Origin of the sequence: Desulfuromonas soudanensis (assembly GCF_001278055.1) — a bacterium.
Classification (GTDB): domain Bacteria; phylum Desulfobacterota; class Desulfuromonadia; order Desulfuromonadales; family WTL; genus Deferrimonas; species Deferrimonas soudanensis.
This window is the reverse complement of sequence record NZ_CP010802.1, coordinates 2975001-2987132: the sequence shown is the minus strand read 5'-3', so window position 1 is coordinate 2987132 and position 12132 is coordinate 2975001. Positions and strand designations below refer to the sequence as shown.

The window sequence follows — 12132 nt, the reverse complement described above, 5'->3', positions numbered from 1 at the left end:
TGGAAGGTTGCGTGGGCGTCCGGACAGTCTACCGTGATTCGTCCCGGTTGAAAACAGCCTTCTGGCCTTCGGGTGTCGATGGCCTTTCCGGGCCGGGAGAGGGCTGGTTCTGGAAGTCTCTCCGGCGGAGGGGAAGGGCGACAAAAAAAGTGCTTCCGCCTCCCGGGGGCCTCTCTAGCCAGACGCGGCCTTCGTGGGCTGCGGCAATCTCTTTGACCAGGGCCAGCCCCAGGCCGGTGCCGGCGATTTCTCGACGGTTTGAGCGATCGACCCGGTAGAACCGTTCAAAGACCCGATCCTCTTCCCCGGGCGGGATGCCGATCCCCCGGTCCTGGACCCAGAGGATGATTTTGCTCCCCTTCCGGTGGGCTCCGAGGGTGATTTCTCCCCCCTCGGGAGAATATTTGACGGCATTGGAGACGAGGTTCTCGAGGAGCCGCTCGAGCCCCTGCCGGTCGCCGGGAACCGGGGGGAGTCCTGTGGGACAGGCGATGACGAAGCGGTGGGTCGATGCGGTGTAGGTGAAGTGGCGTAGGGTCTTTTCGTACAGCTCCGCCACCGGCAGGGGGACGAACTGGTAATCGCTTTTTTTGGCCTGCAGCCGCTGCAGTTCAAGGAAGTTGTCGATCAGGGTGTTGAGTCGCTCCGCCTCCTGGTGCAGGGTCGCCAAAAAGGAGAGTCTCTCCTCCGGGGTGCTCGGATTTTCCAGCAGGTACTCGGCAAAACCGAGAATGGCCGTCAGCGGGGTGCGCATCTCATGGCCGACCGCGGCGAGGAACTCCTCCTTCATCCGCTCCATTTCCTTGCGTTCTGTGATGTCGATGGCGATTTCGAGGCGGACCTTTCGTCCATCCGTCCAGCGGATGACCTTGTCGGTGCACTGATACCAGCGCTGATTGGCGGTGTTCAGGAACTCCCACTCGTAGGGGGGGTCGGTTAATTCATGGCCCGAAAGGATGGGGTTCGTGCAGAAGTTGCACGGCGGATCCTTGATGCCGGCCTGCAGCACCTCGTAGCAGGTCCTGTTCTGCCAATTCTCCCCGAAAAGGGCGGCCCCCCTGCGATTGAGGAAGAGGAGACGGTAATCTTCGAGGTCGGCAACGTAGACCACCGCATGAAGGGTGTCGAAGATGGTGCGGATCTCGTCGAACCGGGATTGCAGCAAATCCGTGTTGACCTTGCGCTCCAGTTCGCCGGCGGCGCGCACGGCAAAAATCTGCAGCAGCGACTGGCACAGGTCCGGGTCCCTGAGGGGACGGTCGCCAATGACCGCGATCATCCCCGTAACCCGCCGCTCGGCATCGAGAAGGGGGGCCCCAAGGCAACTCTGGACCCCCAGTTTTGCCAGAAAGGGGGGGAGGGGAAATTGACGGCAAACATTTCGGGGGAAGAAAAGGGGCTTGCCTTCGAGGATCGAGGCCCAGGGGGTTCCGTCGAGAGGGAATTCGCAATTGTCCTGGAGAACGCCGTCGATGCAGATGGCCAGGGTGCGGATGGTCCCGCGGTCCGGGAGATATTCTCCGATCAGGGTGCTTCGGACGTGGGTGGTGAGGGCGAGTTGACGGGTCAGGGAGGCAAAGAATTTTTCTCCCACATGGGCGGAAATCCCTTCGACGATCCCCCGCAGGGCGAGATCGTGGCGGCGCAACCTTCCGATCTGGCGTTCGGCAAGGAGATAGAGGAGTCCTCCTGTGAGGAGGACAAAGAACCACCCCTTGACGGTCTGCAGGCTGGTCAGGGTCGCCGGATCGAAGATGAAGAGGCTGAGGGCCCTGTCGGAAAGAAGGATCCATGCCCCGCCGAATACCATGTAAGTGACGGCTATCTTCAGAGCGGTGATTTCCGCGCCGGCCCGGTGGAGGCGATGGACATGGCGTTCTCGCTTTTGTCTCGACATCGTATTTTCTATCCTTGGTCGATTCGCCTCCAGGGCGAAACGGTATGATCCGGAGCTTCAGGGGAAAGTATACACCCATCGCCAGCCCTCTGTCTCCGGCCGGCCAGGGCGGAGGGCGCCGGATAAGCGCTTTACATGGTATGGCCTCCTTGCTAACATAACCGGCTGTTTGGAAAACGATTGCGAGTCCCAGCGGGACGGGGTGTTCAAATCAGATGAAAATCAAACGGGTAGAAATTCTCGGCTTCAAATCTTTTGTCGATAAGGTGACCCTCGACTTTCAGCAGGGAATCACGTCCATCGTCGGCCCCAACGGTTGCGGCAAGAGCAATACCGTCGATGCCATCCGCTGGGCGATGGGAGAGCAAAACGCCAAGAATCTCCGTGGCCGGGCCATGGAGGACATCATCTTCGGGGGGAGCGAGTCCCGCAAGCCGTTGGGAATGGCCGAGGTCACCATGATCTTTGCCAACGACGACGGCCTGGCTCCTCCGGCCTTTCGCGACTATGCCGAGATCATGGTCACCCGCCGCCTTTACCGCAACGGTGAAAGCGAATATCTGCTCAACAAGACCCCCTGCCGGCTTCTGGACATCACCGAACTGTTCATGGATACCGGGGTGGGTGCCCGGGCCTATTCGATCATCGAGCAGGGAAAGATCGGCATGATTCTCAGCGCCAAGCCCGAGGATCGCCGATTTCTCATCGAAGAGGCCGCCGGCGTCACCAAATACAAGTCACGGAAAAAATCGGCCCTGCGCAAGATTGACGGCACCAAGCAGAACTTGCTGCGTCTCGGCGATATCGTCTCCGAGGTGCGCCGGCAGCTCGGCAGTCTCAAACGTCAGGCGCAGAAGGCCCAGCGCTATCGGGAATACCGCGAAGAACTGCGCCAGATCGAAACCCGTATCGCCCTGCAGCGCCTCGAGGAACTCCAGATCGAGGCCGAAGGGGTCGTCAGTCAGGAGGAAGAATACGGCAGCGTTCTCGAGCTCCTCCAGGGGCAGCTGGCGCAGGGGGAGTTGCAGCTGGAGGAGCTGCGTTTGCTGCAGGCCGCGGCGGAAAAGGATGTTTCCCAGGGTCAGGAGCAGGTTTTTCATCTGACCTCCGAAATGCAGCGCATCGAGGGACGCATCGGCTTCGGCGAGAAGGAGCACGAGGGTCTGGAGCTGCAGAAGGAGCGCCTGGCCGTCGAAAACGAGGAAACCGCTCGGCGCCTGGCCGATGTCGACCGGGAGGAGGAATCCCTTGCCGCCAGCGAAACCGCCCTGGCCTCCAGTCTGGAGCAGGAGGTGTCGCGCCTGGTCGAGGGGGAATCGGCTCTCGGGGAATTGACCGACGGGGAGCGGGATCTGTCCGTCACCCTCGAAACGACTCGCGGCGCCCTCTTCGCCCTGCTCACCGAACTCTCCCGGCTCGGCAGCCAGCAGGCGGATGCCGGGCGGAGGCTCGAATCGCTGGCCGAGCGCACGGCCCGCAACCGCCAGGAAGCCGTGGCCCTGCGGGAACAATTGGAGGAGGGGGAGCTGCGGGCCGGCGAACTCGAGGTCGCCCTGCGGAGCTTTAGAGATCGACAGGACCTGCTGCGCCAGGAACAGGAGGAGGGCGGGCGGCTCCTTGCCGCGCTGCGCCGGCAGATCGAGGAGAATGAAAATGCCCTTCTGGTGCGCCGCGAGGACCTGAGCCGAGCCAGCTCCCGCCTCGAGTCGCTGCAGGAGTTGGAGCGCAACCTCGAAGGGTACGGCGGCGGGGTCAGAACCGTGATGCGCGAAGCCCCGCGGCGCGAACGGTTTCTCGGCATGATCGCCGATCTCATGGAGGTGCCGGCCGAGTGGGAAGTGGCCGTGGAGGCCGTCCTCGGCGAGAACCTGCAGGCCCTGCTGGTGGCCGACTCCGCCGATGCCTGGGAAACCCTGACCTTTCTGCAGCAAAAGGGGGGGCGCAGCACCTTCCTTCTCCCCGTCCCCCCTCCCGCGCCTTTTTTCGCCCTTGCCGGGAGCCTTCCCCTGACGGAAAGGGTCGTTCCCCGTGCCGGCGCCGAAGCAGCCGTGGCCTCCCTCCTTCAGGGCGTCTTTGTCGTCCCTTCCCTGGAGCCCTTTCTGAACCAGGCTCTCCCCCTCGGCGTGACTCTGGTGACGGCCGGGGGGGAGAGTCTCACCTATCGCGGGGAGTTGCACGGCGGCGGTCAGGAGGAGCTGGATGGCGGACTCCTCCACAAAAAACGGGAGATGAAGGAGTTGGCCTCTCTCATCGGGGAGGCGGAGGGAGACGTGTCGGCCCTTCAGGAACAGCGGCGGGAATTGCGGGAGCAATTGCAGCAGGGAGAAGAAGCCCAGCAGGAAATCGCTGCGGCTCTGCACCGCAAGGAAATCAAGGTTGCCGACTGCGAAAAAGACCTGGGGCGTCTGCGTCAGGAGGCACAACGGGTGCTGGAGCGACTGGAGGTCTTGAGTCTCGAGGAGGATCAGCTTCACGAGGAACGGGAGACACTCGAGGGGCAGAAAACCGCCGCCGAGAGCGGACGTCAGGAAAAAGAAGGGGAAAAGCTCGCCCAGGAAAATGCCGTCGCCCGCCTTCAGGAGGAGTTGCGGGTTCAGCGGCAGACTCTGGATAAAATCCGCGAGGAGGTGACGACCCGCAAGGTGGCCGTGGCCAGTCTTCGGGAGCGGGAGGAAGGGGGGAGGCGCAGCCTGGAGCGACTGGAGGCCCTCCGCCAGGAATTGCGCGGACGTCTGGTGCTGATCAGGAGTCGTCAGGAAGAAGCCGAGCTCTCCCAGGCCCGCCTCGGTCAGGAGCGGGAACGGCTGCGTGTTGAGTTGGATGTCCTTTACCGGCGGCGCGAAGAGGAAAACGCCCGCTACCTCGCCCTTCGCGAACGGTTCGATGCGGGGGGGCAACAGGTCGAGGAACAGGAATTGGCGCTCAAGGGTGTCCGCGCCCGACTGACCGAGGCGCGGGATGCCCTGGCAACGGTCCAGCTCAAGGTGCGTGAGTTGGGGCTGGAAACCGAGCATCTGGTCCAGAGTTTCCAGGATCGCTACCGTATAGACCTCCTCGAGGTCCAGGCTCCGCGGGAGGACAAGGCTCTTGACCCCGATGTGGCCGGCCGTCGTCTCGGCGAGCTGCGGCGCCTCGTGGATGAAATGGGGGAAGTCAACCTGACGGCCATCGAGGAGTATCAGGAACTGGAGACCCGGTACGAATTTCTTGCCGGCCAGCAGGAGGATCTGCGCCAGTCCCTCGAAGGATTGCAGTCCGCCATCACCAAAATCAACCGCACCACCCGCAAACGTTTTCGCGAGACCTTCGACCTTGTCAATGCCAAGTTTCAGGAAGTCTTCCCCCGGCTCTTCCGCGGCGGCACGGCGGAACTTCGCCTGACCGACGAGCAGGATCTCCTGGAGACGGGGATCGAGATCGTTGTTCAGCCTCCGGGAAAGAGACTGCAAAACGTCAACCTTCTCTCCGGAGGCGAAAAGGCCCTGACCGCCGTCGCCTTGATCTTTTCCATTTTTCTCATCAAACCGACCCCCTTCTGCATGCTCGACGAGGTCGACGCCCCCCTGGATGATGCCAACATCGGTCGGTTCAACGAAATGGTTCGGGAGATGTCGGCGGTTTCCCAGTTCATCATCATCACCCACAACAAGCGAACCATGGAGATTGCCGATTCCCTCTACGGCGTCACCATGGAAGAGCCCGGCGTTTCCAAACTTGTTTCGGTGCGAATCAATGAATTCTAGGATGTCCTATGCCGTTTAAGAAGATTCTGGGGCAACTCGTGGACAATGTCCCCGGGGCCCAGGGAGCGATCATCGCCGACTGGGAAGGGGAGGCGGTCGATCATGTCTCGCGCATCGACGATTACGAGCTCAAAGTCATCGGCGCCCACAAGGGGGTGATCCTGACCAATCTCCGCGCGGCCATTGTCCGCCTCGAGGGGGAAGACCTCGAGGAGATGGTCATCACCACGGAGAAGGTTCAGACGCTGGTGATGCCGGTGACGCGGGAGTATTTTCTCCTCCTCTCCCTGGATCGGGGAGACGCCCTGGGGCGGGCCCGGTTCGAGGCGCGCCGCTGCGTGAAACGTCTGCAGAAGGAATTCGCCTGAGACGCTTTCTTCCCGATGCTAAAAACAACAGAGAAAGGGGATGTTGCACCCGTGGAATGGTTATCCCGCTTTATCCAGAGACTGGCCGACCTGCTCGGTGACCTCGGCGTTCCCGAAGCCTCGCGCACCCTCGGTGCCCTCGGCCTGGTCTATGTTCTTGTCACCCTCCTGATTTTTTTGGCGATTTTCGCCCTGTTTCGCCGCCTGCGGAGACGGCGTTCCGAACCGCCGCCCCTCGAACCTTCGGAGGAGGTGACTCCTGAGGCGCCCGTAACTCCCCCGCCTCCGCCCGCTGCCGCCAGAGAAGGGGAGGAATCTGCGCCGGCCAGGACTCCGGCAGAGGCCGTCCCTCCCGCCGTCATTGCGCCGCCGCTCAATCTCCTTGAACGGATGCGGGCCGGTCTGGCCAAGACCCAGACCTCTCTGGTCGGGCGGATCGATGCCCTTCTCGGCGCCGGAAAGAAGGTCGATGCCGATCTGTTGGAGGAAATCGAAGAAATCCTCATCACCGCCGACCTCGGGATGAAAACGACCCGGGAGCTGATGGGTTCTCTGGAAAAACGATTTGACGGCACCGACGGAGCGACTCCCGAAGCCCTGCGCCGAGCCCTTCAGGAAGAGATCGGGGCCCGCCTCCGCCTGGAGGCTGCCCCCATCGATTACTCGGCGGCTTCTCCCTTCGTCATTATGGTGGTGGGAGTCAACGGCGTCGGCAAGACCACGACCATCGGCAAGCTCGCCCATTATCTCAGCAGCCAGGGGAAGAAGGTGGTCCTCGGGGCGGGAGATACATTCCGGGCGGCGGCAGCCGAGCAGCTTGTTATCTGGGGGGAGCGCTCCGGAGTCGATGTCATCCGCCATGACGAAGGGTCCGACCCCGCCGCCGTCGCCTTCGACGCCGCCAGGGCGGCCGTGGCCAGGAAGGCGGACGTGCTGATTCTCGACACCGCAGGGCGCCTGCACACCAAGGTGAACCTCATGGAAGAGCTAAAAAAGGTGCGGCGGGTGCTGGATCGCGAAATTCCCGGGGCTCCCCACGAAACGCTGCTGGTTCTCGATGCCACCACCGGGCAGAATGCCTTGGTGCAGGCTCGCCTCTTCAAGGAGACGGTGGCCATCTCCGGGATTGCGCTGACCAAGCTCGACGGCACCGCCCGGGGGGGGATCGTCGTCGCCATCGGATGCGAACTCAATCTGCCGGTGCGCTTTGTCGGGATCGGCGAAGGGATTGACGACCTGCGTCCCTTCGAACCGGACCTCTTCGTCGAAGCCCTCTTCCAAAGGGATTGAAAATCCTTGACTTCAGGCTCCTGTTTTCCTAGAATTTGTCCTACGCTGGATAAGGAAAATCATGGATCCCAACATTGTTCTGCGCCTCGAAGGGAAAATTGATCAGTTGATCGCCCGCCATAGCGCTCTCGAGCACGCGTGCCGGAGCCTGACATCTGAACGGGACGCACTGCTGAATGAAAAAAATCGCATTCTTGGCGAACTCGACCGGATTCTCGAAAAACTGGAGCGTCTGGGGCCGGTGATCCCTTGAAGCATGCCGTTCAGGTTACGGTTCTTGGCCAGCAGTACACCGTAAAAACGGCAGCCGATCCCTGCGAGGTGCGCAAAGTGGCGGCCTTTGTCAACGAAAGGGTCGCCGAGGTAACCCTCGGGAATAAGGTCGTCGATACCCTGAACATCGCTGTTCTTGCCTTGATGAATCTGGCGGGCGCCCATCTTCGGATGCAGGAGGAGATGGCGGAAGATCAGGGGATGCAGGGGCGGCTCGAAGGGTTGATTCGCCGTCTCGACGACGTCTGCCCCGAGTCCTGTTCGGCCGGGTCAGGCAGTCCCCCCGGATCCGAGGAATCCTGACGAGGGAGTAGGAACTGATCTCCAAAGCGGAGATTTTAGATAGATTGGCAGATGGTTCTACGCGCCCTTTCCAAAGGGTGCTTTGCTTGACCGGTTAACGATTTTCATCCTTTAGATTGCTTTCCAAGTCCTTGAGTCTTGTGTTGTCATCCTCCTGGTCAAAGCTTGCTGGTTTCTGGCTTCCCCCTTTGTCGGGGGCGGCGCGTCGGGGCGTAGGCGGTTTTCCCGGTAATTCTGGCAGTGCCTGTTTCAGGAAGCAATTGTCGAAGGTGATCTTTTTGTAAAACCGGCACGGCATGACCCACCCCCACCCTGTCTAAATCCCTCCCGTAGAGATCGTGGCCCGTTATTCGGGGATCTCTGTCCATGCCCAAAAAATCCATCAGAGAAACGCTGTTGGCCCGGCGCAAGCATCTGGCCGCCGAGACCTGTCTGGGCCGTAGCCTCCTGATTCAGAGGCGCCTTCTGGAAACCGCCGAGTTTCGGGGGGCGGCCGCCGTGGCCCTCTACAGTCCCATTCTCAATGAAGTCTTTACTGAAGAGCTGTTTCGCGCCGCCCGGCAAATGGGGAAGCAGGTTGCCTATCCGCGGGTGAGCGGCGGAAATCTGGAGTTTGTGGTCACAACCGGGGCCGAGGAGATGCGTCCCGGGGCTTTCAATGTCCTTGAGCCGACCGGGGAGGAAACGATTCCCTTTGCGGCCCTGGACATGGTGGTCGTTCCCGGGGTGGCCTTTGATCCATGCGGGCATCGCCTCGGCTATGGCAAGGGCTTTTACGATCGGGTCCTGTGCCGCAAGGAGGAAGGTCGGATCCTCGTCGGCCTCTGTTTCGAGCTGCAGCTGGTATGTGCTTTGCCGGCCGAGGTTCACGATGTCGCCATGGATCTGCTGATTACGGAGGAACGTGTCCTGCGCATGGATCTAGCTGCGCAGGGTGTGCAGTCATAGGATAACGAAATTCACTTAAGGAGGACCATGCTTTGAAAATAGAAATCATCATGATTCTGGTGGCCGGTGCAGCCCTCGTCGCAGGCGTTCTGCTGGGATTGCTGTTGCGGCGTAAACTCGCCGAGACGAAAATGGCCAGTGCCCAGAAGTCGGCGGTGCAGATCGTCGATGAGGCCAAAAAAGAGGCGGATATTCTGCGCAAGGATGCCATCATTCAGGCCAAGGATGCCGTTATTCAAGCCAAATCCGAATGGGAGCAGGAATCCCGCGAATTGCGCCGTGAGATCCAGTCTCAGGAAAAACGTCTCGTTCAGAAGGAAGAAGCCCTCGATCGCAAGGTGGCCCAGGTTGAAAGCAGGGATGAGGAGTTGGGTCAGTGGGAAAAGGACCTGGATCAACGGGACAGGGGTCTTAAGGAACGGGAGAAGGAGATTGTCAAGCTGATAGACGAGCAGAAGGCCCGGCTCGAGGCCCTCTCGGGGATGAGTTCCGAAGATGCCAAGAATCGTTTGATGGAGGCCATGGAGAGCGAAGCTCGCCATGACGCCGCCAAGGGTATCAAGCAGATTGAGGATGAGGCCAAGGAAAATGCCGACAAGAAGGCCAAGGAGATCCTTGCCCTGGCCATTCAGCGCTATGCCGGCGATTACGTCGCCGAGAAGACGGTCAGCGTGGTGCCCCTCCCCTCCGATGACATGAAGGGACGCATCATCGGCCGCGAGGGTCGCAACATTCGCGCCATCGAGGCGGCAACAGGGATCGATCTGATCATTGACGACACCCCCGAGGCTGTGATCATCTCCGGCTTCAATCCGGTGCGCCGGGAAGTGGCCCGCATTTCTCTCGAACGCCTCCTTGCCGATGGCCGTATCCATCCTGCCCGCATCGAGGAGGTTGTCAACAAGGCCGCTCAGGAGGTTGATGAGTCGATTCGCGAGGCCGGGGAACAGGCGACCTTCGATGTCGGCGTCCATGGCATCCACCCCGAAATCATCAAACTCATCGGCCGCCTGCGCTACCGGACTTCCTACGGTCAGAACGTCCTCCAGCATTCGCTGGAGGTTTCCTTTCTTTGCGGGATCATGGCCGCTGAACTGGGGATCAACGTCAAGCAGGCCAAACGGGCCGGCCTGCTGCACGATATCGGCAAGGCCGTGGACCACGAAGTCGAGGGGTCCCACGCCGTCATCGGTGCCGACCTTGCCCGCAAGTATGGCGAGGCCGCCCATATCGTCCATGCCCTGGCGGCCCACCATGAGGATGAGAAGCCCGAAACCATTCTGGCCATCCTCGTGCAGGCGGCCGACGCCCTCTCCGGAGCCCGTCCCGGTGCCCGCCGCGAAATGCTGGAAACCTACGTCAAACGGCTCGCCGATCTCGAGCGCATCGGGACCTCCTTTGCCGGCGTCACCAGCTGTTTCGCCATTCAGGCCGGGCGGGAGATTCGGGTCATGGTCTCCAGCGAAGAGGTTTCCGATGCCCATTCCCACGCCCTGGCCAGGGATATCGCCCGCAAGATCGAAAACGAAATGACCTACCCCGGGCAGATCAAGGTCAACGTGATCCGGGAAACGCGGGCCATCGAGTACGCGAAGTAAGAGCTCGGGCCGCCCTTCGGGGCCTTGCCCCTCGTGCTTATTGGGCGGTTGGTAAAGCTTCACTGAGAGGAAAACTTGAAGATTCTGTTTGTTGGGGATGTGGTTGGGCGGACCGGGCGCAATGCCCTTTCGATCCGTCTGGGGCGGCTTGTAGATCGGCACGAGGTTGACCTCGTGGTGGTCAACGGGGAAAATGCCGCTGCCGGTTTCGGGCTGACGCTGGACATCGTCCGGGAGTTTTTCGACCTCGGCGTCGATGTGATTACCTCGGGGAATCATATCTGGGACAAAAAAGAGATTTTTGAACATCTCGATCGCGAACCCCGTCTCCTCCGGCCGGCCAACTACCCGCCGGGGCTCCCCGGACGGGGGAGCGGAGTTTACTCCACCGCCGCCGGCATTCCCGTCGGGATCGTCAACCTCGAGGGGCGGGTCTTCATGAACAACCTCGAGTGCCCCTTTCGCTGCGCAGATGCTCTGATTGAGGACCTGCGGCACCAGACCCCGATCATTCTCGTTGATTTCCACGCCGAGGCCACCAGTGAGAAGGTCGCCATGGGACATTATCTCAATGGCCGGGTTTCGGCGGTGGTGGGAACCCATACCCACGTTCAGACCGCAGACGAACAGATCCTGTCGGGGGGGACCGCCTATCTCACCGACGCCGGCATGACGGGGAGTCTCGACGCCGTCATCGGCATCCGCAAGGAACTTGCCATCGAGCGCTTTCTGACCCAGTTGCCGGTCCGCTTCGAAGTCGCCAAAAAGGATCCCGTGTTGTGCGGAGTCCTCTTCACTATCGACGAGGATACGGGACGAGCCCAAGCCGTCCAGCGCATATTTGAAAAGATCGAACAGTAGCCCGGGATTCAATGGTCCCGGAACGTTCTCTGCAGAGGTTGGAGTCTATGAAATCGGTACAGGAACAGATGGATGTCATTCGGCGCGGCGCTGTCGAAATTCTCGTCGAGTCCGAACTGGAAGAAAAACTGCGGGATTCCGTGAAAAACGGGGTGCCCCTGAAGATCAAAGCGGGGTTCGATCCGACGGCTCCGGATCTTCATCTCGGCCACACCGTCCTGATTCAGAAACTCAAGCAGTTCCAGGACCTCGGGCACCAGGTCCATTTTCTGATCGGGGATTTTACCGGGATGATCGGGGACCCAACCGGAAAAAACGAAACGCGCAAGCCCCTGACCCGGGAGCAGGTTCTGGCCAATGCCCAGACCTACAAGGAGCAGGTTTTTAAAATACTCGATCCAGAGCGAACCACGGTGGTCTTCAACAGCACCTGGATGGGCCCGATGTCCGCTGCCGATCTCATCGGCCTGGCCGCACGGCATACGGTGGCGCGAATGCTCGAACGGGACGATTTTCACAAGCGCTTCACTTCCCATCAGCCCATCGCCATTCACGAATTTCTCTATCCCCTGGTCCAGGGGTATGATTCTGTGGCGTTGCATGCGGATGTCGAGCTCGGCGGCACGGACCAGAAATTCAATCTCCTGGTCGGGCGCGAACTGCAGAAACAGTTCGGTCAACGCCCCCAGAGTGTGTTGACCATGCCTCTCCTCGAGGGGCTGGATGGGGTCAACAAGATGAGCAAATCGCTCGGCAACTACATCGGGATTACCGAGCCTCCGGGAGAGATTTATGGCAAGGTCATGAGTATCTCCGATGAACTGATGGTGCGCTACTTTGAACTTGTCTCC

Annotated in this window: 10 protein-coding genes (1 of these 10 cut by a window edge); 9 read left to right on the top strand and 1 reads right to left on the bottom strand. The window is 60.8% G+C overall.

The annotated features are described in order from the left end of the window. Positions 1-28: 28 nt before the first annotated feature. Complete coding sequence (locus tag DSOUD_RS13400) at positions 29-1897, bottom strand: GAF domain-containing sensor histidine kinase (RefSeq protein ID WP_053551481.1); 1869 nt, start codon at positions 1895-1897, stop codon at positions 29-31. Positions 1898-2112: 215 nt separating this feature from the next. Here DSOUD_RS13400 and smc point away from each other — a divergent pair, with 215 nt between their 5' ends. From smc to tyrS, 9 genes are all read left to right on the top strand, one after another. Beyond that, entirely contained in the window at positions 2113-5640 is a 3528-nt protein-coding gene (smc, locus tag DSOUD_RS13395) for a chromosome segregation protein SMC (RefSeq protein ID WP_053551480.1), read from the top strand. Positions 5641-5648: 8 nt separating this feature from the next. After that, the gene (locus DSOUD_RS13390; RefSeq protein WP_053551479.1) at positions 5649-6008 is read left to right on the top strand and encodes a roadblock/LC7 domain-containing protein; all 360 of its coding nucleotides are present in this window, start codon (positions 5649-5651) and stop codon (positions 6006-6008) included. A 252-nt stretch (positions 6009-6260) separates the two neighbouring features. Further along, positions 6261-7298: a signal recognition particle-docking protein FtsY gene (gene ftsY, locus DSOUD_RS13385; protein WP_423739501.1), complete on the top strand. Its 1038-nt coding sequence runs from the start codon at positions 6261-6263 to the stop codon at positions 7296-7298. Between the two features lie 61 nt (positions 7299-7359). Further along, positions 7360-7551, top strand: a complete 192-nt coding sequence (locus DSOUD_RS13380) for a hypothetical protein (RefSeq protein WP_053551477.1) — start codon at positions 7360-7362, stop codon at positions 7549-7551. Continuing rightward, positions 7548-7874: a cell division protein ZapA gene (locus DSOUD_RS13375; RefSeq protein WP_053551476.1), complete on the top strand. Its 327-nt coding sequence runs from the start codon at positions 7548-7550 to the stop codon at positions 7872-7874. The genes DSOUD_RS13380 and DSOUD_RS13375 overlap by 4 nt, the downstream gene beginning before the upstream one ends. A gap of 366 nt (positions 7875-8240) precedes the next feature. Then, positions 8241-8822, top strand: a complete 582-nt coding sequence (locus tag DSOUD_RS13370; RefSeq protein WP_053551475.1) for a 5-formyltetrahydrofolate cyclo-ligase — start codon at positions 8241-8243, stop codon at positions 8820-8822. A gap of 32 nt (positions 8823-8854) precedes the next feature. Next, the gene (gene rny, locus DSOUD_RS13365) at positions 8855-10420 is read left to right on the top strand and encodes a ribonuclease Y (RefSeq protein ID WP_053551474.1); all 1566 of its coding nucleotides are present in this window, start codon (positions 8855-8857) and stop codon (positions 10418-10420) included. A 75-nt stretch (positions 10421-10495) separates the two neighbouring features. Then, positions 10496-11281, top strand: a complete 786-nt coding sequence (locus DSOUD_RS13360; protein ID WP_053551473.1) for a TIGR00282 family metallophosphoesterase — start codon at positions 10496-10498, stop codon at positions 11279-11281. Positions 11282-11328: 47 nt separating this feature from the next. Beyond that, on the top strand, positions 11329-12132 hold the 5' portion of the coding sequence (tyrS, locus tag DSOUD_RS13355) for a tyrosine--tRNA ligase (RefSeq protein WP_053551472.1). Its footprint extends 414 nt past the window's final position; 804 of the gene's 1218 nt are visible here — the first part of the coding sequence; it begins with the start codon at positions 11329-11331; its stop codon lies beyond the right edge, outside the window.

Coding starts and splice junctions, on each gene's coding strand:
- DSOUD_RS13400 (WP_053551481.1), bottom strand. CDS start 1,897: ATGTCGAGACAAAAGCGAGAACGCCATGTCCATCGCCTCCACCGGGCC.
- smc (WP_053551480.1), top strand. CDS start 2,113: ATGAAAATCAAACGGGTAGAAATTCTCGGCTTCAAATCTTTTGTCGAT.
- DSOUD_RS13390 (WP_053551479.1), top strand. CDS start 5,649: ATGCCGTTTAAGAAGATTCTGGGGCAACTCGTGGACAATGTCCCCGGG.
- DSOUD_RS13380 (WP_053551477.1), top strand. CDS start 7,360: ATGGATCCCAACATTGTTCTGCGCCTCGAAGGGAAAATTGATCAGTTG.
- DSOUD_RS13370 (WP_053551475.1), top strand. CDS start 8,241: ATGCCCAAAAAATCCATCAGAGAAACGCTGTTGGCCCGGCGCAAGCAT.